This is a genomic window from Nocardia sp. CA-128927 (genome assembly GCF_050955855.1).
In the GTDB taxonomy this organism is placed as follows: Bacteria; Actinomycetota; Actinomycetes; order Mycobacteriales; family Mycobacteriaceae; genus Nocardia.
This window is the reverse complement of record NZ_CP192087.1, coordinates 3245746-3270025: the sequence shown is the minus strand read 5'-3', so window position 1 is coordinate 3270025 and position 24280 is coordinate 3245746. Positions and strand designations below refer to the sequence as shown.

22 protein-coding genes are annotated in these 24280 nt (G+C 67.2%); 13 read left to right on the top strand and 9 right to left on the bottom strand.

Going from position 1 to position 24280, the window contains the following annotated elements; all coding sequences use genetic code 11:
* Window positions 1-24 precede the first annotated feature (24 nt).
* A complete protein-coding gene (locus tag ACQPW1_RS15480) occupies window positions 25-918 on the bottom strand; it encodes a hypothetical protein (RefSeq protein ID WP_433663400.1) in 894 nt (297 codons plus the stop codon).
* Window positions 919-1267: 349 nt separating this feature from the next.
* Between ACQPW1_RS15480 and ACQPW1_RS15475 the strand changes: the two genes are divergently transcribed.
* Both ACQPW1_RS15475 and ACQPW1_RS15470 read left to right on the top strand, forming a co-directional pair.
* Complete coding sequence (locus ACQPW1_RS15475) at window positions 1268-1801, top strand: CAP domain-containing protein (RefSeq protein ID WP_433663399.1); 534 nt, start codon at window positions 1268-1270, stop codon at window positions 1799-1801.
* Window positions 1802-2581: 780 nt separating this feature from the next.
* Window positions 2582-3406, top strand: a complete 825-nt coding sequence (locus ACQPW1_RS15470; protein WP_433663398.1) for an SDR family NAD(P)-dependent oxidoreductase — start codon at window positions 2582-2584, stop codon at window positions 3404-3406.
* Window positions 3407-3470: 64 nt separating this feature from the next.
* Here ACQPW1_RS15470 and ACQPW1_RS15465 read toward each other — a convergent pair whose 3' ends face one another.
* A complete protein-coding gene (locus ACQPW1_RS15465) occupies window positions 3471-3887 on the bottom strand; it encodes a cytochrome c oxidase subunit 4 (RefSeq protein WP_396972139.1) in 417 nt (138 codons plus the stop codon).
* Window positions 3888-3901: 14 nt separating this feature from the next.
* Window positions 3902-5023 carry an aa3-type cytochrome oxidase subunit II gene (ctaC, locus tag ACQPW1_RS15460; RefSeq protein WP_433663397.1) on the bottom strand — a complete coding sequence of 374 codons (1122 nt, stop codon included), beginning with the start codon at window positions 5021-5023 and terminating at the stop codon, window positions 3902-3904.
* Window positions 5024-5461: 438 nt separating this feature from the next.
* On the opposite strand from ctaC, the gene asnB reads away from it, so the two are divergent.
* Window positions 5462-7405, top strand: coding sequence for an asparagine synthase (glutamine-hydrolyzing) (gene asnB / locus ACQPW1_RS15455; protein WP_433663396.1), 1944 nt, complete (start codon window positions 5462-5464; stop codon window positions 7403-7405).
* Between the two features lie 228 nt (window positions 7406-7633).
* On the opposite strand, the gene ACQPW1_RS15450 is transcribed toward asnB, so the two are convergent.
* Together ACQPW1_RS15450 and ACQPW1_RS15445 are read right to left on the bottom strand one after the other, a co-directional pair.
* Window positions 7634-8602: a carbohydrate kinase family protein gene (locus ACQPW1_RS15450; protein WP_433663395.1), complete on the bottom strand. Its 969-nt coding sequence runs from the start codon at window positions 8600-8602 to the stop codon at window positions 7634-7636.
* 341 nt (window positions 8603-8943) lie between these two features.
* On the bottom strand, window positions 8944-9300 hold the full coding sequence (locus tag ACQPW1_RS15445) for a HesB/IscA family protein (RefSeq protein ID WP_069165132.1): 357 nt from the start codon (window positions 9298-9300) through the stop codon (window positions 8944-8946).
* 258 nt (window positions 9301-9558) lie between these two features.
* Here ACQPW1_RS15445 and ACQPW1_RS15440 point away from each other — a divergent pair, with 258 nt between their 5' ends.
* Window positions 9559-10167 carry a DUF3043 domain-containing protein gene (locus ACQPW1_RS15440; protein ID WP_433665243.1) on the top strand — a complete coding sequence of 203 codons (609 nt, stop codon included), beginning with the start codon at window positions 9559-9561 and terminating at the stop codon, window positions 10165-10167.
* Between the two features lie 209 nt (window positions 10168-10376).
* Here the strand turns inward: ACQPW1_RS15440 and ACQPW1_RS15435 are convergent, their stop codons facing one another.
* A complete protein-coding gene (locus ACQPW1_RS15435; RefSeq protein ID WP_433663394.1) occupies window positions 10377-10535 on the bottom strand; it encodes a hypothetical protein in 159 nt (52 codons plus the stop codon).
* An 85-nt stretch (window positions 10536-10620) separates the two neighbouring features.
* On the opposite strand from ACQPW1_RS15435, the gene ACQPW1_RS15430 reads away from it, so the two are divergent.
* From ACQPW1_RS15430 to ACQPW1_RS15405, 6 genes are all read left to right on the top strand, one after another.
* Window positions 10621-11598, top strand: coding sequence for a helix-turn-helix domain-containing protein (locus ACQPW1_RS15430; RefSeq protein WP_433663393.1), 978 nt, complete (start codon window positions 10621-10623; stop codon window positions 11596-11598).
* A gap of 252 nt (window positions 11599-11850) precedes the next feature.
* The gene (locus ACQPW1_RS15425) at window positions 11851-13074 is read left to right on the top strand and encodes an IS110 family transposase (protein WP_433653875.1); all 1224 of its coding nucleotides are present in this window, start codon (window positions 11851-11853) and stop codon (window positions 13072-13074) included.
* Window positions 13075-13227: 153 nt separating this feature from the next.
* A complete protein-coding gene (gene cobU / locus ACQPW1_RS15420; protein ID WP_433663392.1) occupies window positions 13228-13782 on the top strand; it encodes a bifunctional adenosylcobinamide kinase/adenosylcobinamide-phosphate guanylyltransferase in 555 nt (184 codons plus the stop codon).
* A 398-nt stretch (window positions 13783-14180) separates the two neighbouring features.
* On the top strand, window positions 14181-15332 hold the full coding sequence (gene cobT / locus ACQPW1_RS15415; protein WP_433663391.1) for a nicotinate-nucleotide--dimethylbenzimidazole phosphoribosyltransferase: 1152 nt from the start codon (window positions 14181-14183) through the stop codon (window positions 15330-15332).
* 184 nt (window positions 15333-15516) lie between these two features.
* Window positions 15517-16257 carry an adenosylcobinamide-GDP ribazoletransferase gene (locus ACQPW1_RS15410; protein WP_433663390.1) on the top strand — a complete coding sequence of 247 codons (741 nt, stop codon included), beginning with the start codon at window positions 15517-15519 and terminating at the stop codon, window positions 16255-16257.
* 160 nt (window positions 16258-16417) lie between these two features.
* Window positions 16418-17131 (top strand): MBL fold metallo-hydrolase, encoded by a 714-nt coding sequence (locus tag ACQPW1_RS15405; protein ID WP_433663389.1) that lies wholly within the window; start codon window positions 16418-16420, stop codon window positions 17129-17131.
* 82 nt (window positions 17132-17213) lie between these two features.
* On the opposite strand, the gene ACQPW1_RS15400 is transcribed toward ACQPW1_RS15405, so the two are convergent.
* Together ACQPW1_RS15400 and gcvT are read right to left on the bottom strand one after the other, a co-directional pair.
* The gene (locus tag ACQPW1_RS15400; protein WP_433663388.1) at window positions 17214-18311 is read right to left on the bottom strand and encodes a branched-chain amino acid aminotransferase; all 1098 of its coding nucleotides are present in this window, start codon (window positions 18309-18311) and stop codon (window positions 17214-17216) included.
* 436 nt (window positions 18312-18747) lie between these two features.
* Window positions 18748-19848 (bottom strand): glycine cleavage system aminomethyltransferase GcvT, encoded by a 1101-nt coding sequence (gene gcvT / locus ACQPW1_RS15395; protein ID WP_433663387.1) that lies wholly within the window; start codon window positions 19846-19848, stop codon window positions 18748-18750.
* Between the two features lie 163 nt (window positions 19849-20011).
* Between gcvT and ACQPW1_RS15390 the strand changes: the two genes are divergently transcribed.
* Window positions 20012-20191, top strand: coding sequence for a hypothetical protein (locus tag ACQPW1_RS15390; protein ID WP_433663386.1), 180 nt, complete (start codon window positions 20012-20014; stop codon window positions 20189-20191).
* Window positions 20188-21699, top strand: coding sequence for a leucyl aminopeptidase (locus ACQPW1_RS15385; protein ID WP_433663385.1), 1512 nt, complete (start codon window positions 20188-20190; stop codon window positions 21697-21699). The genes ACQPW1_RS15390 and ACQPW1_RS15385 overlap by 4 nt, the downstream gene beginning before the upstream one ends.
* 164 nt (window positions 21700-21863) lie before the next feature.
* Here the strand turns inward: ACQPW1_RS15385 and ACQPW1_RS15380 are convergent, their stop codons facing one another.
* On the bottom strand, window positions 21864-22226 hold the full coding sequence (locus ACQPW1_RS15380) for an oxidoreductase (RefSeq protein WP_433663384.1): 363 nt from the start codon (window positions 22224-22226) through the stop codon (window positions 21864-21866).
* 261 nt (window positions 22227-22487) lie between these two features.
* Between ACQPW1_RS15380 and sucB the strand changes: the two genes are divergently transcribed.
* Window positions 22488-24278 (top strand): 2-oxoglutarate dehydrogenase, E2 component, dihydrolipoamide succinyltransferase, encoded by a 1791-nt coding sequence (sucB, locus tag ACQPW1_RS15375; protein ID WP_433663383.1) that lies wholly within the window; start codon window positions 22488-22490, stop codon window positions 24276-24278.
* Window positions 24279-24280 lie beyond the last annotated feature (2 nt).

The window sequence follows — 24280 nt, the reverse complement described above, 5'->3', positions numbered from 1 at the left end:
ATGGGAGTTCACGATGCGTGAGCGTCAGGCGGAGGCCAGTGCTGCGGCGCTGAGGGGGGCGAGCACCGCGGCGAGGGGGCCGAGCACCGAGCTGCCGGTTCCGGCGATCGAGCTACCGCCGTCGAGGGCCGCGCTGCCGGTGCCAAGAGCTGCGCTGCCAGGGCTGAGCGCCGCGCTGCCGGTGTCGAGGATCGAGCTGCCGGATTCCAGGCCCTGCGTCAACGCTGCTCCCACTTTCAGCGCGGCGCTGATGGTGGCCAACAGTGAGGTGAGATCTGTTGCCGGAGCAGCCATTTGGACACTGTTGGCGCTCGTGCTCTCAGTGCCCGCGGCGGCAGCGTCGTCTTCCGTACTGCTCGGAGCAGGTTTGCTCGCCTCGGTGTTGCGGACCGCACTGCCGGACTCCAGGCCTTCCGCGAACGCTGCTCCCGCGTTGAGGGCGGCACTGATGTTGGTCAGGAGCGCGTTGAGATCCAGTGGCGGAAGGGCGATTTGGGCACCGGGCCTGGCGCCTACCGCGTCGTTCTGATGGTGATATCGCGGCGTGTTCGTCCGGCCGGGCACGGTCACCTTCGGCTCAGCAGGCGTGAGCGGCAGGCCGAGTCCGTCCGGTCCGACCTTCTGGCTGGCCGGCTGATCAGGTAGTTCGTCGGCGTCGATGGATGGTCGTATCGGACGTGTCGGCCGCTCGGGCCGGCCGACCGCGGCAGGCTGCCGTGAATCGGCTGCGGTGCCAGCCGGCTCGGTGACCGGCGCCTGGGGCGGTAGTTCGGTCATGGTGGCCGTCAGGATCGCCGCTTGGTTCTCGGGCGACGGCCCGTGCTCGGTGGCGATTCCGGTAGCGATCAGTGCGGTCATCGAGAGCATGGCCAACCGCATCGAACCGAGAGGGTTTCGCCTTGCGTTGTGTTTGCCCATCAGTTGTTGTCCTTAGTAACGAATCGACCGATTCAGTTGTGCCCGCACGTCGGTGTCACCGGATGCGACGGAGCCGGCGCTGCTATTCGCGCACGTCCGCCGTGGCCGAGCATGGGTGAGGCGAAGAATGAAACCGTCCGGTGTCCTGAGATACGGCCATTTTGGATGTCACGCATCGTATCGGACGGTTCGTCTTCCTCGCTACGTTATGAAGTCGAATCTCCCGCACCGAATCGGCCGATTGCCACCAGGCCGCTAGAGCCCACAAAGATGGTGCTGCGATCTTGCCGTCACTCCGGGCGAGATGCTACCGTTATTTAAACGTAATACGAACCGTGGAGTCTGAATTATGCGTCTTTCTCCCGCTCTGACCCGTTCCTCACTTACTTGTCTCGTCATATCAGGCTTTTCCGCCGGTCTGATGGCCTGGGGTCCGACGGCCCTAGCCGCGCCGCAGGCCCAGCCCGCCATCGCCGAGGTCGTCAGCCTCACCAACGCGGAACGCGCGAAGTCCGGATGCCCCGCCCTCAAAGCCGAAAGCCGCCTCACCCAGGCCGCTCAGGCGCACACAGCGGACATGGCCGCCCGCGGCGTCCTGGACCACAACTCCCCCAAAGGCAGTCCGGGCGATCGGATCAAGGCAACGGGCTACCGCGCCAGCGCCTGGGCCGAGAATATCGCCTCGGGACAACCGACTGCTTCTGCCGTAGTCAGCGGCTGGATGCGCAGCCCAGGCCACCGCGCCAACATTCTCAATTGCAGCCTTCGTGATATCGGTGTCGGATTTGCCAAAAGCAAAACCGGCACACCTTATTGGACCCAAGACTTCGGCACATCCAGCGGCCAGAACTCAAATCAATTCTCTGGTCGAGCACGTCGATAAACCTTCCAAGTAACCGCAGTCGAATTCACCGGAAATTAGAGCGGGGATGCCGAATTTCCAGAACGCCGACTGCGTTTACCCACACCCGACAACCTAGGTTCTGCACACGGAACCATGACTGGCAGCGATAGGTCGACCGATAGCCGACCTATCGCTACCCATGCTGTCGCGCGCGACCTGATCCGAGCCCTGCACGATTAGCCCACTCATCTCTGCGAGGGGTGGACCGATAACGCGAACGTCAGGGTGTGGTCGATAACCCCGGGACGCTGCCGGGCTGAGAAGCGACAGCCCGGTCCCTTGCTGCAAGATCCAGCCAAGCCTGACCGAATCCGAGTTCCAAGGATCGACCAGCAGTACAAGTCAAAGTTCTCCAACCACCGCTGCCCGCTCGGCAACAAACTCGGGCGACGGAGCCTCGAAGGGATATGACGGCGGTGAATTGAGGGAGGGCCCGGTGGTGTCCGCTCGGCGACGAGATGGGGCGTGGCCGACGCTGCTGCGAATGCGACAGGTAACTGGCTTGCCAGTAGATGTGGCCTTGCGGGACATAGTTGCAGCCCGGTGCGGATGGCTTGGTGGTTGCCGCACTTGGTGTCTCAAGGGGGCAGGTGCTGCCCGGGGCATTTGGCGAACGGCTCCGTCAAACGGTGGGCAAACTCTATACTGTGACCGGCCGTGCATGGTCGCCAGAAGGTAGCGGCGGCCGGTGTGGTCGGCACTGTTGGTGTGGTGCCGTGCGTGTGTTCAGCCCGTCCGCTTGTGAAGGTTGCTGTGCCGATGCCCGAATTTCGTGCTGTCCCGGTTGGATTCGTTGAACGTAAGCGTCACCGTCCGCCGGAGCGATCGCTGATCGGCCAGCGCGTGCTGATCACCGATGCCTGTTCCGACATCGGCCGGGCCACCGCGAATGTGCTTGCCGCCCAAGGCGCCCAACTGTTGTTGGTGGCGCGCGGCAGTGATGAGCTGATCAGTGCCTGCGAGGAGATCCGCTCGGACGGCGGTGTGGCGGACTGGAATCGCTGCGACATCTCCGCACTCGGCGACGTCGACCAGCTGGTCACCTGGGTGCTCAGCGAATTCGGCACCATCGACGTGCTGATCAACATTGCCGGGCGACCGATGCGCAGACCGGTGACCGAGTCGATACACCGATTCCGCGATTACCAGCGAATGATGGCCACCAACTACTTCGGCCCGCTGCGCCTCACCCTCGGCCTCCTACCCGCCATGCTGCGGTCCGGCACGGGCCACGTGATCAATGCCGGCCCCTGGAACGTGAACACCGGCGCCGCACCGAATTTCGCCTCCTACGCCAGCGCTCAGGCCGCCTGGACCACCTTCGGCCAATGCGCCGACGCCGAACTATCCCCGCACGGCATCCAGGTCACCGCGGTCCACTACCCCGCCTTCCGCGCCGACCTCGACGCCACCCAGTACACCGAGGAACCGACCCCTGAGGCCGACCAAACCGCCCACCGCATCGAAACCGCCATCCACGCCAAATCCCCCCGCCTCGAACCCCGCTTCACCCGCACCCTCTACGCCCTAGCCGGCGTAGCCCCCCGCTCCACGGCCCGCCTCATGCACGCCTTCGGCATCTGACGCGACACTCCGAAACGACGAAAGCCCCCTCCCGCGGATGCGGAGGGGGCTTTCGGCAACAGTGTCAGTGCTTTTCGGGCCCGAGGTAGTACTCGAAGACCAAACCCGCGGCGGCGATGAGGATGCACACCACGCCGAGGCCGATCAGCCAGAACTGGAAGAAGGCCAGGCCGAGGGCGGTGATGGCACCGGCACCGGCCAGGCTGATGGGCCAGAAGCTGCCGGGCGAGAAGAAGCCCAGGTCGCCTGCGCCGTCGACGATCTCGGCATCTTCGTAGTCTTCCGGACGCAGGTCGAGGCGACGCGCGACGAAGCGGAAGTAGGTGCCGATGATCAGCGACAGGCCCGCGGTCAGGACGGTCGCGGTGGTACCCGCCCATTCCACACCGGTGCGGGAAACGCCGGTGAAGTAGCCGTAGACAATCGCGACGATGATGAAGAACACCGTCAGCAGTTCGAAAATCCGCGCTTCGATCTTCATGTCAGATCAGTCCCTTACTTTGCCTCGGCCGCGGTCTTGGTCGTGCGCTCGGTGTTGAACGGCCGGGTCGACGTGGCGACCGGCGACTCACCGATGGACTGCAGCGCTTCGGCGTTGGTCTGGCCTTTCTTGCGCGCATCCATGTACTTGGTGAACTTCTCCGGTGTAACCGCACGTACCTCGAAGTTCATCATCGAGTGGAACGTGCCGCACATTTCCGCGCAACGGCCGACGAACGCACCTTCCTTCTCGATCTTGGTGATCTGGAAGATGTTGTCCGAATGGTTTTCCTTCGGATTCGGCATCACGTCGCGCTTGAACAGGAACTCCGGCACCCAGAACGCGTGCACCACGTCGGCGGCGGCGAGCTGGAACTCGATCACCTTGTTGGTCGGCAGCACCAGCACCGGCACCTCGGTGCTGGAACCGTACGTCTCGACCTTGTCGTAGTGCAGGTAGGACAGGATGTCGTGCGCGGGCAGGCCGTCGTGCATCGGGCCCGGCTGCGGGTGACCATCCTTGGTCCGTTCCTTGTACCCCTCGATCTGTTCCTGGTTCGAGGCCTCACGCGTGGTGTCGATGCCGTCGTACTTGGCGCCGTCCTTGAAGTCCACCCCGCGGTAGCCGAACTTCCAGTTCCACTGGAAGGCGGTGACGTCGACCGTCACGTCGGGATTGTCGACCTTCTCGTGCACGTAGTTCTGCACGACGACGGTGAAGTAGAACAGCACCGCGATGATGACGAACGGCACCGCCGTGTAGGTCAGCTCCAGCGGCACGTTGTAACCGGTCTGCCGGGGGAACTCCGGGGAGTCCGCCTTCTTGCGGTGGAAGGCGACGGTCCAGAAGGTCAGACCCCACACCAGCACGCCCATCAACAGGGCGGCGACAACGGACCAGGTCCACAGCTCCCGCATCCGGGTGGCCTGCGGCGTGACGCCCGAGGGCCAGCCGAACCGCAGCCAAACATTGTCGATCGAGCAGCCCGAGACGAGCACCGCGGTGATCCCGAGGGACACCGCCAGCCCGGCCCGCCGAAGGATCCGACCTTGGGGACGGCTAGCCGGCGAAGCCGGTGGGGTGGGTGAACCCTGCACGGGTCGTGCCCCGATCTCTTCGCTCGCCTTGTGCGCCACGCTCACGCCTTCCTGGTCGCCACACATTCCGACATTTGCACCGCCTGGGCTGCGACCGCCCCGGCGATACGTTCTAAGCACATGATCAGGCCGGTCCCGGGTCGAGCGCGTACGCCGCCTGAGAATGGCCTGAGTACTACGCAGCGTAGACCAAACGGGCGCCCTCTTTGTCGTCGGGTCGCATTCGACACTCCGCGCATCGCACGCACCTGCGCATCCGTCCGCAAAAGCCCTGGACAGGGTGCGCAGTACGCGCGCAGCGCGCGTGTGCGGCATACTCGGACACAACATTTCGGCCGCTGTGCTCACCGCGAGATCAGGCCCCGGCAGGTACCGGAACAACCACTCGCGGCAGACGCTGCGCACCGCCCCCGCAAGACATTCGGACGCGCCGTTTTCCGGCCGTGTCCCGACCGGAGAAACGAGGTTGCCGACGCCGTGTGTGGACTGCTCGGGTTTCTGACATCTGACGAGGCAGCGCCTGGCGTGGTGGAGCAGGTGTACGACGCACTGCACTGCGTCCGGCACCGTGGTCCCGACGAACGCGGCACCTGGCACGACGATCACATGATCTTCGGCTTCAACCGCCTGTCGATCATCGATATCGAACACTCGCACCAGCCGCTGCGCTGGGGGCCGCCGGAGAACCGGGAGCGTTATGCGCTGACCTTCAACGGCGAGATCTACAACTACATCGAGCTGCGCAAGGAGCTGGCCGAGGCGCACGCCGCGGAGTTCGGTGCCGACTCGATCTTCCTGACCGAGGGTGACGGCGAGGCCGTCGTCGCGGCGTTCCACTACTGGGGACCCGAGGCCGTGCGCAAGCTGCGCGGCATGTTCGCGTTCGCGATCTGGGACACCGAGACCAAGGAACTGTTCCTGGCGCGGGACCCGTTCGGCATCAAGCCGCTGTTCCTGGCGACCGGGCCCGGCGGGACCGCGTTCGGCAGCGAGAAGAAGAGCCTGCTGGAACTGCTGCCCGCGCTCGAACTCACCGACGCTTTGGATCCGCGCGCGCTGGAGCACTACACGGTGCTGCAGTACGTGCCGGAGGCGGAGACGCTGCACAAGGACATCCGGCGGCTGGAATCCGGCAGCTACGCGACGGTCCGTCCGGGCGAGGCGCCGAAGGCCACCCGGTACTTCCATCCGGAGTTCAAGGTTCGCCCCTTCACACCGGGTTCGGCAGCTGCGCGCTACCGCGAGATTGCCGAGGCGATGGAGGACTCGGTCGCCAAGCACATGCGCGCCGATGTCACCGTCGGCTCGTTCCTGTCCGGCGGTATCGACTCCACCGCGGTCGCGGCGCTGGCCATGCGGCACAACCCGAAGCTGATCACCTTCACCAGCTGCTTCGAACGCGAGGGCTACTCGGAGGCCGACGTCGCCGCCGAGACCGCCGCGGCGATCGGCGCCAAGCACGTCATCAAGACCGTCTCGCCCGCCGAGTTCGCCGCCGCGATTCCCGAAATCGTCTGGTACCTCGACGATCCCGTGGCCGATCCGGCGCTGGTGCCGCTGTACTTCGTGGCGAAGGAAGCGCGTAAGCACGTCAAGGTGGTGCTGTCCGGCGAGGGTGCCGACGAGCTGTTCGGTGGATACACGATCTACCGGGAGCCGTTGTCGCTCAAGCCCTTCGAGTACCTGCCCGGCGGGTTGCGCAGGCTGGCGGGCAAGCTCTCCGATCGCATTCCGGACGGTACCCGTGGCAAGAGCCTGCTGCACCGCGGCTCGCTCAGCCTGGAGGAGCGCTACTACGGCAACGCGCGCAGCTTCAGCGACGCCCAATTGCGTTCCGTGTTACGGGAATTCCGGCCCGAATGGACCCATCAGGACGTGACCGCGCCGATCTACGCGCAGTCCCGCGGCTGGGACCCGGTGGCGCGCATGCAGCACCTGGACCTGTTCACCTGGTTGCGCGGCGACATCCTGGTCAAGGCCGACAAGATGACCATGGCCAACTCGCTCGAACTGCGGGTGCCGTTCCTGGATTCCGAGGTGCTGAAGGTCGCCGAGGGGCTGCCGTTCGAGCAGAAGATCACCAAGGAAACCACGAAATACGCACTGCGCCAGGCACTCGAGGGCATCGTGCCGCCGCACGTGCTGCACCGCGCCAAGCTCGGCTTCCCGGTCCCGCTGCGGCACTGGTTGCGCGGCACCGAACTCTACGACTGGGCCCAGCAGCAGATCCTCGAATCGCAGACCGACCACCTGCTGAACAAGGCGGCGATCAGCGACATGCTCGTCGCACACCGCGCGGGGACGTCGGATCACAGCCGCAGGTTGTGGACGTTGCTGGTGTTCATGGTGTGGCACGGGATCTTCGTCGAGGACCGCATCAAGCCGGAGATCCAGGAGCCGGTCTACCCGGTCTCGCTGTAAGTCGACGTCGAAGTGCCCCTCGCCGAAAGGTTGAGGGGCACTTTGCGTCTGGTGACGTGGCAGCAACTCGCACGGCCCGTCACCGCCGCGGCGATGCCACCTCCGGACTTGATCCGGAGCCTCAAGCACCGGCTAATACCGTTCGCGCGCATACATTCTCACGCCGCGCACGAAATCACTAGCAGTTCCGTGCGCTGCCACACAACACGTGCGCGGCAGCGAGCAGACTCAGAGCAGGGGCTTGATTTCGGCGGCGGCTTCGGCACCGTAGGCACCGGCGAGACGCTCGAGTGCGGATTCCTTGTTCAGCGTCCACTCCTGGGTGCCCATGGTCTCCAGAACCAGGACCGCGATGAGGGAACCCAGCTGGGCCGAGCGCTCCAGGCTGAGGCCCGCGGTGTGGCCGGTGAGGAAACCGGCGCGGAACGCGTCGCCGACGCCGGTGGGCTCGACCTTCGTGGTCTCCGGGACGACGCCGACGGTCAGTTCGGTGCCGTCACGGTCGACGATGTGCACGCCGTCGGCGCCGAGCGTGGTCACCCGGATGCCGACGCGCTGGGCGATCTCGGCCTCGCTGAGTCCGGTCTTCTGCAGCAGCAGCGCCCATTCGTACTTGTTGGTGAAAAGGTATGCGGCGCCGTCGATCAGCTGCACGGCCTGCTCGCCGTCGAGGCGGGCCAGCTGCTGGGACGGGTCGGCGGCGAACGGGATGCCGAGCTCGCGGCACTGGGCGGTGTGCACCAGCATCGCGTCGGGGTCGTTGGCGCCGACCAGCACCAGGTCCAGCGAATGTGACTTGGCGAGTTCGCCGATGGAGATATCGCGGGCCTCGCTCATCGCACCCGGGTAGAACGACGCGATCTGCGCCATGTCGTCGTCGGTGGTGCAGACGAAGCGCGCGGTGTGCGCACGCTCGGAGATCAGCACGCCGGAGCAGTCCACGCCGTGCGACTCGAGCCACTGGCGGTACTCGGCGAAGTCGGCGCCCACGGCACCGACGAGCAGGGGCGTGCGGTTCAAAAGCCCCATGGCATAGGCGATGTTGCCTGCGACACCACCGCGACGGATCTGCAGATCGTCGACGAGGAAGCTGAGGGACACGTGGTCGAGTTGATCGGCCAGCAGTGCGTCACGGAACCGTCCGGGAAAACGCATGAGGTGGTCGGTGGCAATGGACGCGGAAACGGCGATGGACACGAGGCTGGCCCTTCAACGGTAGGCGGCAGGCGGTGCAGACCGGGAACGAAGTCCCAGCATTACCGTACCAATGTTGGCCGGGGGCTCCGAGACCTCGATCCGGTGGGGGACGTGCGCGAGATCCCCGGCGGCGCGCGATCGTTGGGCCGGATTGTCGTTATCGGCCGGTCCGCGACACGCCCGAATCCTTACGAAATCTGATGCTCCGGCGGTGGCCGGAGCGTTTCGAGACGGCCTTGGATCCAGCGCAGTCAGAAAACGCGCAAACCCACGTGAGCAGCTCTCACGTGGGTTGGGCTGTTACGCGGTGAACCCGCTTACGACGAGTCGGACGGGTTCGGTCAGTTGAACGAATCGCCGCAGGCGCAGGAGCCGGTGGCGTTCGGGTTGTCGATGGTGAAGCCCTGCTTCTCGATGGTGTCGACGAAGTCGATGGAGGCACCCTGGATGTACGGGGCGCTCATCCGGTCGACGGCCAGCTTGACGCCGCTGAATTCGACAACGATGTCGCCGTCGAGCGAGCGATCGTCGAAGAAGAGCTGGTACCGCAGGCCGGCACAGCCGCCGGGCTGCACGGCGATGCGCAGCGCCAGGTCGTCGCGACCCTCCTGGTCCAGCAGCGCCTTCGCCTTGCTGGCGGCAGCATCGGTCAGCACGGCACCGTGGGTTTCGGTGGCGGTCTCGTTCTGCACAGTCATGAACTCTCCTCGAGGAACCTGTCGTCGACCCGTGAACAGCGCACGGGTCATGTCGGTCAACACCACTCGGCGGGCTGCTATTCCCCATCTTGCCATCACTGCGCCCCGAGGAACACGGCACCTACGTGACCCACCACACCTGCGCGAATCGGACCGCATTTCCCGCCGGGTATTCCATCGAATAGCCTGGTCGATGTGAAATTGTTCCGTCGCGGCGAGTCCAGCACCACCGACGCGGCCGCCGATCAGACGGCGGTCGTGGACGGCGGCTCGACCGCGGGCTCCACTCGCACGGCGGTTACCGCCACCGCGGGCAAGGGCCGTCCCACTCCGAAACGCCGTGACGCACAAGGCAAGCGCCGTGGCCCGATCGCTCCAGCACCGCTCACCGCGAAGGAGGCCCGCGCCCGGCGCAAGGCCACTCGCGGCAGCAAAGAGGAGCGCAAACAAGCCTCCGCCGAGCGCAAGGCGGCCGTCCAGGATCGGCGCACGCGCATGCTCGCCGGCGAGGACAAGTACCTGTTGCCGCGTGATCAGGGGCCGGTGCGCGCGTTCGTCCGCGACATCGTCGATGGTCGGCGCAACCTGGTCGGCCTGTTCATGCCGATGGCGCTCGTGCTGATCCTGTCGATGTTCGTGGCGCCCGCGCTGCAGACGATCGTCACGCTGGCGATGCTGGTGATGATGTTCTTCATGATCGCCGAGGGTTTCCTGCTCGGCCGGATCGTGAACGGGCGGGTCAGGGAGCGTTTCCCGGATACCGACGACACCGGTTACAAGCTGGGTTGGTACGCCTTCGTGCGCGCGTCGCAGATTCGCAAGATGCGGGCGCCGAAGCCTCGGGTCAGCCCGGGCGAGGCTATTTAGCTCTGCTGCTGCGGCGAGTACGGGCCCGGTTCGGTGGAGCCCGGGTGCTGTGCGGCGGCTAGGCCCGGCTTCGGCACGCCGTTCAAGCCTGCGTTAAGCGCGGTTGACAGCTGTTTCCCGTTACCGGTCGAAGGATCGGCAGCCCTGCACATGATTGCGGCCCGGCTCGTGGACACGAGCCGGGCCGCTGTCGGTTGCGGGGACATGGGTCAGATGTTGGTGGTTCGGCCGTGCATCGCCGACAGATCGGCCTGCATGCGCTGCGCGTCGCGATCGGTGATGTTGGACGAGCCCTCGTGCGCCGGGTAGTGGGCTACCAGAGCGGCGAAAGCGACGATGACTGCCATGGTGATCAGAAAAGTTATCATGGCAGTAAGTTTGCGCTCGTTGAGTTACCGCCGAAAGTGGCTGAACTGACACAGTTCGTAAATATCCAGCCACTATACTCGAGGCATGCTCTCGAAGGTTGCCGTCGTTCTGTCCGATCACATGGCCATGTTCGAATTCGGAGTGGTCTGCGAGGTTTTCGGGCTCGACCGGACCGCCGATGGGCTGCCTGCCTTCGACTTCAAGGTCTGCAGCGCCACACCAGGCCAGCCGCTGCACTCCCGGACGCCCGGCATCACGGTGACCCCGGAGTACGGCCTCGAAGAGCTCGTGAAGGCGGATCTGGTCGCCATTCCGGCCGCTTCGACGAAGACCGGGTTCGATCCGCGCGTCCTCGACGCAGTCCGCGATGCCGCCGCGGCGGGTGCGATCGTGCTGACCGTGTGCTCGGGAGCGTTCCTTGCCGGTGCGGCGGGCCTGCTCGATGGCCGTAAATGCACCACCCACTGGACCTACGTGGATGAGCTCGCCGAGATGTACCCCGAGGCGACCGTCGACCCCGACGTGCTGTTCGTCGACGCGGGCAACCTGATCACCAGCGCGGGCACCGCCGCGGGCATCGACGCCTGCCTGCACCTGGTGCGCCGCGAACTCGGCAGCGCGGTGGCCAACGCGATCGCGCGGCGGATGGTCGTGCCGCCCCAGCGCGACGGCGGTCAGCGCCAGTTCATCGAGCGGCCGGTCGCCACCTGCACCTCCGACAGTCTCATCCCGACGCTGGAGTGGATGAACGAGAACCTCGACCTCCCACACACCATCGAAGACCTGGCCGCTCGCTCGACCATGTCCACGCGCACCTTCGCCCGCCGCTTCGCCGCCGAAACCGGAACCACCCCGGTGAAGTGGTTGACCAACCAGCGCGTGCTGCTGACCAAACAACTGCTCGAGGAAACCGACCTCGGTCTCGAACAAATCGCCACCCGCGCAGGTTTCGGCTCCGGAGCCCTGCTCCGCCACCACTTCCAACGACTCGTCGGCATCGCCCCCACCGAATACCGCCGCCGCTTCGGCGCCGTCCCCGAAGTCGTCGACACCTCAGCCTGACCCGCGCACCCTAATCAGTTCTGGGAGTGAGCTATCCGGCACACTCCTGGTAGTAGCCGGCCGGTAGGTGAGCACTTTCGCACCCTGGACTTCGAGTCCTGGAGAAAGACCGTGCCCCTGCCGGTAGGCCGGGAGAGTTGATCGCTGCTGGGATGTCGTGCCCGCCCGAATGGGCGTGAGCACTGCTTGATTAGGTCGCTGATGGTTCTCCTGCTGGCTGCTCGACGGTGATCGGCATTAGCAATTGGAGGATTGTTGCGACTGTTCGTAGGAGATGACTGGGCTGAAGACCACCACGACGTGGAGGTGATGGACACCGCCGGGCGCCGCCTGGCCAAAGCGCGCGTGCCCGAGGGCGTCGCCGGAATGGCGAGACTGCACGCGATCCTCGGCGGCCTGGTCGACGACGCCGACGAGGTCGAGGTCCTGGTCGGGATCGAGACCGACCGCGGTCCCTGGGTCGGGGCGCTGGTCGCCGCCGGATACACGGTACTGGCGGTGAATCCATTGCAGGCGGCCAGGTTTCGGGACCGGCTGGGAGTCTCGGGTGCCAAAAGCGACGCTGGTGACGCTCACGTGCTGGCGGATATGGTCCGCACCCATTCCCACGAATTGCGACCTGTCGCTGGGGATTCCGCGCGAGCCGAGGCCGTGAAGGTGGTGGCCCGTGCTCACAAGACGATGATCTGGGACCGAACTCGCCACACCCAGCGGTTGCGTCACGCTCTGCGTGACTACTTCCCCGCCGCGCTGGCCGCGTTCGACGACCTCGACGCCGCCGACACCCTGGAACTGCTCGCCAAAGCACCCACCCCAGCTGCGGCGGCCCGGCTCACGATCCCCCAGATCAGTGCCGCGTTGAAGCGGGCGCGCCGCCGCAACGTCGCCGACAAAGCCACCGCTATTGCGGCCGCACTGCGCAGCGAGCAGCTCGGCCAGCCCGAGGTCGTGGCGCAGGCCTACGCAGCCTCGGTCCAGGCGCTGCTGGCGGTCCTGACTGTCCTCAACACCCAGATCAAGACGTTGCAGGGGCAGGTCGAGGCGCATTTTGGGCAGCACCCGGCCGCTGAGATCATCGCGTCCCAGCCCGGTTTGGGACAGGTCCTCGGTGCCCGGGTGCTCGCAGAGTTCGGTGACGACCCCGACCGCTACCGCAGCGCCAAAGCCCGCAAGAACTACGCGGGCACCTCCCCGATCACCCGCGCGTCGGGCAAGAAGAAGGTCGCCCTGGCCCGGTTCGTACACAACGACCGGCTCATCGACGCCCTCACCACCCAGGCGCAATCCGCGCTGATGTGGTCCCGGGGCGCCCGCGACTACTACGACCGTCAGCGAGCCCGCGGTGTCGGTCACTACGCCGCGCTACGCCAGCTCGCCAACCGACTCGTCGGGATCCTGCACGGCTGCCTCAAAACCGGAACCCTCTACAACGAGACCACAGCCTGGCCCGACCCAGCTCAGCAGTCCGCTGCTTGACATTCAAGCTCCTGGGATGTCTTTCTCGGGATCTGCACCGTTTCTGGGAGCCCATTCTGGATGCGGATCCCGAGACCAGGTTCGGCTCTTGTTCGGGCGCGCCTCCTGCCCGCGCCGACGCGTGCACGTCGATCCGGTTGATAACGTGCTGACGTGTCGCACAGTGCCTCGTCCGTCGAGCCGCGCCGGACGCTCGTCCTCGGCGGCGCTCGGTCGGGTAAGTCCGCCTATGCCGAAGAGTTGGCCGGCAATGCCCCGGGACGGGTCCGCTACCTCGCGACCTCGATTCCCGACCCCGCCGACCTCGACTTCGCCGAACGCATCGCCACGCACCGCGACCGCAGGCCCGCCGACTGGACCGTGGTCGAAAGTGCCGATCCAGCAACCGTTCTCGGCGCCTCGGCACCCGAGGGCACCACGCTGATCGATGACATCGGCACCTGGCTCGCTGCCCGCATCGACGCCCGCAACGCCTGGGAATCCCCGCGCGGCACCGTCACTCCCGACGCCGATGCCCTGGTCGCCGCCGTCGCCGCCTACCCGCATCGCCTGATCATTGTGAGCCCCGAGGTCGGCATGGGCATCATCCCCGCCACCCGCTCCGGACGCCTCTTCCGCGACGAAATCGGTACCCTCAACCAACGCCTCGCCCAAGCCTGCGACGAAGCCTTCCTCGTAGTAGCCGGACTCCCCCTGCGCCTCAAGTGAATCCACCCGGATTCGGCGCACCCGCACAGAACCGCCCATCCCGACTAGTCAGCACTTCGCACACCTGCTCAGCACATCACACAGGACACGAGCAGCTGAGCGGTGTGCAACAAGCGAATCACGTGCGCGAAGAGCACATCACTCGCTCGGACGGGACCTACGCGGGGCACCTAGTCTCCGTCTGCACCCGCGCACCCTCGAGCCGGGTCGCTGGACGGCGCCCCGTCTCCATCGGCGCGCTCGCACACACGAGCCGAGCTCGCGGGCTGCTGCGCGAAGTACACAGTGTGTGCGACACATCGCGGGTTGGGGCGGGTGATGTGCGGGGTGCTGGCTGGGGCGGGCAAGATTGAGCGGCGTATGAGTGTTTGGACCGTTCTGACCGGAAAGGCTCGACAGTGACACACGGATTTGGACCGGTGACGCCGCCCGACGCACAGGTTCGGGCGGCAGCCGAGCAGCGGCAGGCGCAGTTGACCAAACCCGGTGGGGCGCTCGGGCGGTTGGAGGAGCTCGGCAACTGGGTGGCGGCGTGTCAGGGTGTGTGCCCGCCGAAGCAGTTCGAGCGGGCCAGGGTGGTGGTGTTCGCCGGGGATCATGGCGTTGCGCGACACGGGGTTTCGGCGTATCCGAGCGAGGTCACCGCGCAGATGGTGGCGAACTTCCTCGGCGGTGGTGCGGCGGTGAATGCCCTCGCCGTTGTCGCGGGCGCCACCGTTCGGGTCGCGGACATCTCCGTCGACGGCGAGACCGATTCGCTCATCGCCAAGCACAAGGTGCGCCGCTCCAGCGGGTCCATCGACCGCGAGGACGCGCTCGCCGCCGAGGAAGTTCAGGCCGCGCTGGCCGCCGGTAAGGCGATCGCCGACGAGGAGATCGACGCGGGCGCCGACGTGCTCATCGCGGGCGACATGGGCATCGGCAACACCACCCCCGCCACCGCCCTCATCGCGGCACTCACCGACACCGAACCCGTTGCCGCCGTTGGCCGCGGCACCGGCGTCGACGACGCAGGCTGGGCGCGCAAGGTCGCCGCGATCCGCGACGCCATGCGCCGGGCTCGTCCGATCGTCAAGGACCCGGTCGAGTTGCTGCGCGTCGCCGCGGGCGCCGACTTCGCCGCCATGGCCGCATTCCTCGCGCAGGCCGCTACCCGCCGCACACCCGTCATTCTCGACGGCGTGGTCGTCACCGCCGCCGCCCTGGTCGCCGAAGACCTGGCCGCAGGCGCATCGGCTTGGTGGCTGGCGGGCCACCGCTCCACCGAACCCGCCCACAACCTCGCCCTGCAACGCCTACGCCTGGAACCGCTCCTCGACCTGAACATGCGCCTCGGCGAAGCCTCCGGCGCCCTCACCGCCCTCCCCATCCTGCGCGCCGCAGTCGCCACCCTCGCCGAGATGTCCACCTTCGCCGAAGCAGGCGTCAGCACCGCAGACACCGACACCGCAGAAAACACGGACCTCACCGTCCCCGCGGACACCGCCGACGCCCCGGGCCTCACCCCCGCCACCGAGACTCCCCCGGCCACGCCGGACCTGCGGAAATGACCGATCGGCCGTCGTGGACCGAAGCGCCCGCCACTTCGCACGGCGTCCATTGCTATTGCGGCACAACTGATCCCAGTCGTCGTGGGCTGACGATTTCCGCCGGATTCGCCGAGCCCTGCGGCCGCGGTAACGGCGGTTCCCTTGCGACACAGCGTTTTCCCACTGCGGTACGGGTAGACCGCCAATGAACGGGTTGCGGCTTGCGGTGTCCTGGCTCACCGTTTTGCCGGTGCGTGGGCCAGACAGTGTGGATCGGGCGGCGGCTGGGCGGGCAATTGCGTTGGCGCCGTTGGTTGGTGGGCTGCTCGGTGTGGGGGCGGCCGGGCTGCTGTGGGTGTTGGTCTGGGCGGGGGCCAGTTCGGCGCTTGCCGGGCTGCTGGTGGTCGGGGCGCTGGCGTTGATCACGCGGGGCATGCATCTGGACGGGCTGGCCGACACTATGGACGGGCTCGGCAGTTACGGGCCACCGGAGCGGGCCAGGCAGATCATGAAGAGCGGCGGTGCGGGGCCCTTCGGTGTCGCCGCCATAGTGTTCTCCATTGGTGTGCAAGCATTTTCGTTCGCCGCATTGGCGGAGGCAAACCGCTGGTTCGCCGTCGCCCTCGCGGTCACCGTCGGCCGCGTCGCGGTAGTTCTCGCCTGCCGCAAGGGAATCAACGCCGCGCCGGACGCCACCTTCGGTGCGCTCGTCGCAGGCACCCAGTCCTCACTCACCGCCGCCGCCTGGTCCGTCGCAGCACTCGCCGCCGCCATCTTCGCCACACCCAACCACTGGCAAGGCCCCCTCGCCATCCTCATCGCCATAGCCGCCTCCACCGTCCTGATCCGCCACTGCGTCCGCCGATTCGACGGACTCTCCGGCGACACCCTCGGCGCTACCATCGAACTCACCGTCTCCCTCACCGCCGCCACCCTGTCCCTCTGACACCGGAGGCAACAGCGCCGCCACAACCATATCGCGTTTGATCTTGGTCCGCCCTAGATGGGCAAACGTCCAGGTCTCTGCCGGGCCGGGAGTTCGACGCAGCAAACGATTTGCGCCTGCGGCGCGCGGATCGTCTGGGTCGGGCAATAAGGTGTGCGGTATGTCTTCTGAGCGCCTGTATTTTCGCCAGCTGTTGTCGGGGAGGGACTACGCCGTCGGCGATCCGATTGCGACGCAGATGCGGAACTTCGCGTATCTGATCGGGGATCGGGAGACCGGCGAGTGTTTGGTGGTCGATCCGGCGTACGCGGCGGGCGATCTGGTGGATATCGCCGAGGGTGACGGGCTCCGGCTGACGGGGGTGCTGGCGACCCACCACCATCCCGACCATGTGGGTGGAACCATGCTCGGGTTCACCCTGGGCGGGGTGCGTGAACTGCTCGAAAAGACAAGCGTCCCAGTGCATATCAACGCACAGGAGCTCTCCTGGGTCGCCAACGTCACGGGCATCGCACCGAGCGAACTCACCGGCCACGAACACGGCGACAAGGTCAGCGTCGGCACCTTCGACATCGAACTGCTGCACACCCCCGGACACACGCCGGGCAGCCAGTGCTTCCTATTCGACGACCGGCTCATCGCGGGCGACACCCTGTTCGTCGACGGCTGTGGCCGCACCGATTTCCCCGGCGGCGACTCCGACGAGATGTTCCGCAGCCTGCGCTATTTGGCCGAATTGTCCGGCGACCCGGTCGTCTACCCCGGCCACTGGTATTCGGAGGAGCCGCACGCCCCGCTCTCCACTGTCCGGGACAAGAACTACGTGCTGCGCCCCAAGACCTTGGACGAGTGGCACGTGTTCATGCCCAGCTGAGTCGGTCGTCAGGCCGCGAGTCGAGTGGCACACCATCACGGCAAATCGCGAGAGACCCCCACCATGGTGTGCCACTCACGGACTACATTCCGCGCATCCACCCGTGGATGTCGGCGAAGGTGCCGCGCTGGATCCCGGTGAGGGTGTCACGCAGCGCCATGGTGACCTCGCCGGGCTCGCCGCCGCCGATGGTGAACTCGCCGTCGTCGGAGCGGACCCAGCCGACGGGGGTGATCACCGCGGCGGTACCGCACGCGAAAACCTCGGTGATTTCACCGGATTCGGCACCCTTGCGCCATTCCTCGACCGACACCTTGCGCTCTTCGACCTTGAAGCCGGAGTCGGCGGCGAGGGTGAGCAGCGAGTCGCGAGTGATGCCGGGCAGCAGCGAACCGGACAGCTCCGGGGTGACCAGGCGCGCCTCGGAGCCGGAGCCGAAGACGAAGAACAGGTTGTTGGTGCCCATCTCCTCGACGTAGCGGCGCTCGCACGCGTCCAGCCAGACCACCTGGTCGCAGCCCTTTTCGGTCGCCTCGGCCTGGGCGAGCAGGGACGCGGCGTAGTTGCCCGCGACCTTGGCCTCACCGGTGCCGCCGGGGGCGGCGCGCACGTAATCGGTCGACAGCCACACGCGCACCGGCTTCACGCCGCGCGGGAAGTAGGCGCCGGCCGGGGAGGCCATGAGCAGGTACTTGTAGCCGGAGGCGGGCTTCACGCCGAGCCCGGCCTCAGTGGCGAACATGAAGGGGCGCAGGTACAGCGAGTCCTCGCCGCCCGCGGCGGGCACCCAGTCGCGGTCCACCTCGAGCAGTTGACGCACGGACTCGATGAACAGTTCTTCGGGCAGTTCGGCCATCGCCATCCGGCGGGCGGACCTGCGGAACCGCGCGGCGTTCGCGTCGATGCGGAAGCAGGCGACGCTGCCGTCGCTGTGCCGGTACGCCTTCAATCCCTCGAAGATGGCCTGGCCATAATGGAAGACCATCGTCGCGGGGTCGAGGGGCAGCGGACCGTACGGCTCGACGCGCGCGTTGGTCCACTCGCCGTCGATGTAGTCGATCGAGACCATGTGATCGGTGAAGAACCGCCCGAACCCGGGCGCCGCCAGTACCTCTTGTACCCGCTGCGCCGGGGCGGGCGCGGGATGCGGGACACGGGCAAACTGTGCAGCAACGGTCATGCGCCTGATCCTAACGAAGCCGCTTTCAAGCTTTGCGGCCGATTGCCCCTCGTACCGCAGAACTTCCCGCCACCCCAGCCACTCGCGCACCAATGTGCACCCCGCGCCTCAATTCGCCCCAGGAAATCACACCGGGCAGTACGCAACCTGCGCACCTGAGAGCGCGCCACGCCGCGACTTGCCGAACGACACGCCGCGTCGCGTCACGCCGCATCGCCGCGTCCTTCGGACAACCGCTCACGCGCAAGTCGGGTACCGCGCGCACCGCTCGGTTACCCACAAGACCAGCCACCTGCCAAGAGCATGCGCCGGTAGCCAGGCCTCGGGATATCCGCACGGCAGTCGCTGGCCGCTCACGACGAGATCAGGGTCCCGAGCATTGCCGGAGGCACACAACTGTTGCCGCGCGAGACGTCGTCTCACGCGAGCGGTGCACCTACTTCGTGTTCGTCTCCACGAACGGCGGGCGGATGACCTCGCAGCGGAGGCGGCGGCCGCGGACGTCTACCTCGACCTCGGTGCCGGACTCGATGCCTGCCTCGGTGTCGAGGAGGGCGAGGGCGATGCCGATCTTGAGGGTGGGTGAGAAGGTGCCGGAGGTGGTTTCGCCGACCGGCTCACCGTCGCGCAGCACGTTCTGGCCTTGGCGCAGGACGCCGCGGTCGAGTGCCTTGAGGCCCAACAGGGTTCGGCGCGGACCGGCCGACTTCTCCTGCTCCAGTGCGGCTTTGCCCCAGAACTCCGGCTTCTTCCAGCCGACGGCCCAGCCGGTGCGGGCCTGGACCGGGGAGATCTCCAGGGACAGTTCGTGGCCGTGCAGCGGGTAGCCCATCTCGGTGCGCAGCGTGTCGCGGGCGCCGAGTCCGGCGGCCTGGCCGTCGGCGGCCTTCACCTGCGCGACGAGGGCGCGGAACAGCGGTTCGGCGTCGGCCCAGCGGGGCAGCAGCTCGTAGCCGTGCTCGCCGGTGTAGCCCGTGCGGCACACGCGCACCGGACGTCCGTCCCATTCGGCGTCGGCGTAGGCCATGTATTCCATCTCGGTGGGCAGGCCGAGCGCGGCGAGCACCTCGGTCGAGCGCGGGCCCTGGACCGCGAATACGCCGTACTCACGATGCTCGTCGGTCACCGTGATGCCCTCGGGCGCCACCTTCTGCAGCTCGGCGACCACCGACGCGGTGTTGGCGGCATTGGGGACCAGGAAGATCTCGTCGTCGCTCACGTAGTAGGCGATCAGATCGTCGATCACGCCACCGTCGGGCGCGCAGCACAGTGTGTACTGCGCCTTGCCCGGCCGGATCCGGCCGAGGTCGTTGGTGAGCGCCGAGTTCACGAACGCCGCGGCACCCGCACCGCGCACCGTCGCCTTGCCCAGGTGGCTCACATCGAACAGTCCGACCGTGGTGCGGACCGACTGATGTTCGGCCACCGTCCCCTCGTACGAGACGGGCATTTCCCACCCGCCGAACGGTGCGAAAGTCGCCCCCAGCTCGACGTGTACACCATGGATAGGGCCTTGCAGCAGGTTCGAGTCGGTCACCCGGCGAGCTTATCCGCCGTGCCCCGACTCCGGGCCCGCTCCCTCGCCCACACCGTCTGAGCCCCCAGACGACCAGCCACCGACGCCCGCGTCGTCACCAGAAACCAGGCCACGCTTCGAGCACACCGAGTCCAAGTGTCGCTAGGCCCTCACCGAACGGGACATGACGGCGGCGCCCCTCGCACTTCGCCGCCACCATGTCCCGCTCGTGCAACCTCACGATCCGTCAGCCGCGGACGGCCCGCCGGGCCCCGACCTGGACTTGGACCGAATCCTCGACGCCGGGCTCGCACTGCTCCTCGACGGCATCACGATCAGACTGCCCAGTAGCCTGAGCCCATGACCGCTGTTGCAGATCGCTCACTCGGACCGGAACTCGCACGTACGCAGACCATCGGCGCGGATACCGACGTGCTCGTACTCGGCCTCACCTCGTCCGAGAACGGACCGGCCATCGTGCCCGAGGACCTGTTCGGCGACGTACTCACCGCGGACCTCCGTGCCGAACTGCTGGATCAGCTCGGCGCGGTCGGCGCGAAGGGCAAGGCCGAAGAGCTGACGCGAGTCCCCGCCCCGGCCGGGCTGGACGGCGTGACGAGCGTGCTCGCCGTCGGACTGGGCGCCGCCGAGAAGATCGACGCCGAGCAGATCCGCCGTTCGGCCGGTGTCGCCGCCCGCGCGCTGTCCGGCACCGAACTCGTGGTGACCACGCTGTCCGGTCTCGACATCGGTGCCGCCGCTGAAGGTTTCTACCTCGGCGCCTACACGTTCACGCCGTTCAGGTCGGGCAAGTCCGCGCCGAAGCCGGACGAGCGCCCGGTGGCCAGGGTCGAATTCCTGGTTCCGGAAGCGGAATTCGGCGAGGAAGAGCTGTTCCGCGCCCAGCTGATCGCCGAAGCCGTCGCCACCGCAAGGGATTTCACCAACACCCCGCCCAGCCACCTCTACCCCGCCGAATTCGCCTCGCGCGCGCAGGAATTGGCGGAGGCGGCCGGGCTCGAGGTCGAGGTGCTCGACGAAAAGGCCTTGGACGCAGGCGGTTACGGCGGTGTGCTCGGCGTCGGCAAGGGCTCCTCGCGGCCGCCGCGGCTGGTCCGGATCACCTACGCGGGCGGCCCGAAGAAGGTCGCACTGGTCGGCAAGGGCATCACCTTCGACACCGGCGGCATCTCCATCAAGCCCGCGCAGAACATGGAGAACATGACCTCGGACATGGCGGGTGCCGCCGCGGTCGTGGCCACCGTCCTGCTCGCCGCGCGGCTGAGCCTGCCGGTCACGGTCACCGCGACCGTGCCGATGGCGGAGAACATGCCCTCGTCCACCGCGCAGCGCCCCGGTGACGTGCTCACCCAGTACGGCGGCACCACCGTCGAGGTGCTCAACACCGACGCCGAGGGCCGCCTCATCCTGGCCGACGCGATCGTCCGGGCGAGCGAGGACGAGCCCGACTACCTGATCGACGTGGCCACCCTGACCGGCGCGCAGATGGTCGCGCTCGGCACCCGCACCCCCGGCGTGATGGGCACCGACGAGTTCCGCGACCGGGTCGCCGCGATCTCCCGCGAGACCGGCGAGAACGGCTGGGCCATGCCGCTGCCCACCGAACTGCGCGCGGACCTGAACTCGAAGATCGCTGACCTGGCCAACGTCGCACCGCACCGCTGGGGCGGCATGCTCTCGGCCGGGCTGTTCCTGAAGGAGTTCGTGCCGGAGGGCGTCCAGTGGGCCCACCTCGACGTCGCGGGCCCGGCCTACAACACCGGCGGCCCGTTCGGCTACATCGGCAAGGGCGGCACCGGCGTCCCGGTCCGCACCCTGATCGCCGTCATCGAGGACATCGCCGGAGAGTGAACGCCGGTGCGCCGTCCGGAACAACTCCGGACGGCGCACCACTTCCCGCGCATCAAGTCCGCGCCCATCCCGGCCTCCCCGCGCGCCGATTCGCATGCGGTTCAACGCACCCAGAATCAGGACATCTGCGACACCAAAACGGGTCGCCCATCGGTAGCTAAGGGCTATAGATCCCGCAAATCAGCCTCGAACGCGCGCTGACGCTCGATCCGTTTGCGAGCGTCGTAGTCCCGCATCCGCTGTGGATATCCAGTCTTACCGACCTCATAAACGGGAATCCGCAAATCCTTGGCAAGCCGCTGTCCTCCGCGCTCGCCAACGATCCGACGGGTCCATTCACCATCGGCCGCGATCAACACGACAGTGACATCGGTCACCGTCGTTTTAGGCTCCAGATAGCCTTCGACACCGACGTGAGTGCGCACCCACTCGGCGAGATAGCGGGCGTCCTCGCCGCCCCCCGAACCCGCACGTAACGCGCTACCACCCCGGGTCGCGCCGCCTCGGAAACGATCCAGCAAACCCAACGACGCGCACCTCCTTTCCAACCCCGGTACATCGCACGTACCGGTCTCCCCATCTTGCCAGCTCCGCGAAGTTCACTGCCCTTGTGCTACGCGCCGCGCAGTCGAGTGCAAGGATGGATCGCGGTACAAGAACCACACAGATCTCCGGTGCCACGCACAATGATCGGTGGCTTTCGGACTCGCGCCGCAACCCGCGACGGGGGTCCGCCGAGAGATCAACTGTTGTAGAAACCCGTCGAGCAGTCAGAGGAGTCAGAGGACATGGCCTTCTCCGTCCAGATGCCAGCTCTTGGTGAGAGCGTCACCGAGGGAACGGTCACCCGGTGGCTGAAGCAGGAAGGAGACACGGTCGAGGTCGACGAGCCGCTGCTCGAGGTCTCCACCGACAAGGTCGACACGGAGATCCCGTCCCCGCAGGCGGGCGTGCTGTCGAAGATCGTCGCCCAAGAAGATGATGTGGTCGAGGTCGGCGGTGAACTCGGCGTGATCAGCGATGCCGGTGAGGCGACCGAGTCGAGCTCGGCCCCTGCCCCCGAAGCCGCTGCCGCGCCCGCGCAGGAAGCCCCCGCCGAGGAAGCCCCGGCCGCCGAGCCCGAGCCCGCCGCGCAGGAAGAACAGGCACCCGCCGCCGCGGCCGCGCCCGCGTCGTCCGGCGATGGCACCGCGGTCAAGATGCCCGAGCTGGGCGAGTCGGTCACCGAGGGCACCGTGACCCGGTGGCTCAAGGCGGTCGGCGACGACGTAGCCGTCGACGAGCCGTTGCTCGAGGTCTCCACCGACAAGGTCGACACCGAAATCCCTTCGCCGGTGGCGGGCAAGCTGCTCGAAATCACCGCGCAGGAAGACGATGTCGTCGCTGTGGGTGGACAGCTCGGTGTGATCGGCAGCGGCTCCCCCGCGAAGGCCGAGGCGCCCGCGCCCAAGCCCGAGCCGAAGCCGGAACCCAAGCCTGAGCCGAAGCAAGAAGCGGCCCCCGAGCCGAAGCAGGGTCCCGCACCGGAACCGGCCAAGCCCGCGGCTCCGGCCCCCAAGGCTCCGGCTCCCGCCGCGGCCAAGGCCCCCGAGTCGGATTCCGCCGGCGGCAACGGCGCGACCCCGTACGTCACCCCGCTCGTCCGCAAGCTGGCCGACGAGAACGGCGTCGACCTGTCCGCACTCACCGGTTCCGGTGTCGGCGGACGCATCCGCAAGCAGGATGTGCTCGCCGCAGCGGAGGCCAAGAAGGCACCGGCTCCGGCCGCCGCCGCTCCGGCCGCCGCTCCGGCCGCAGCCCCGGCTGCCAAGGCACCGGCCGCCGCCCCCGCGGCGGCGAGCGCGAAGCTGGCCCATCTGCGCGGCACCGTGCAGAAGGCCAACCGCATCCGGCAGATCACCGCGACCAAGACCCTGGAATCGCTGCGCACCACCGCACAGCTGACCCAGGTGCACGAGGCCGACGTCACCAAGATCGCGACGCTGCGCACTCAGGCCAAGGCGGCGTTCAAGGAGCGCGAGGGCGTCAACCTGACGTTCCTGCCGTTCTTCGCCAAGGCCGTCGTCGAGGCGCTCGGCGTGCACCCGAACGTCAATGCCAGCTACGACGATTCGACCAAGGAAGTCACCTACCACGCCGCGGTGCACCTCGGCATCGCCGTCGACACCGAGCAGGGCCTGCTCTCCCCGGTGATCCACAACGCGAGCGACCTGTCGCTGGCCGGCCTGGCTCGCGCCATCGCCGACATCGCCAACCGCGCCCGCAACGGTGGCCTCAAGCCGGACGAGCTGGCCGGTGGCACGTTCACCATCACCAACATCGGCAGCCAGGGCGCGCTGTTCGACACCCCGATCCTGCTGCCGCCGCAGGCGGGCATGCTCGGCACGGGTGCGATCGTCAAGCGCCCGGTGGTGGTGAAGGACGACACCGGCAGCGAGTCCATCGGCGTGCGTTCGATGTGCTACCTGCCGTTGACCTACGACCACCGCCTGATCGACGGCGCGGACGCGGGTCGCTTCCTCACCACGATCCGGCACCGGCTCGAGGAGGCGGCGTTCGAGGCCGACCTCGGGCTCTAACC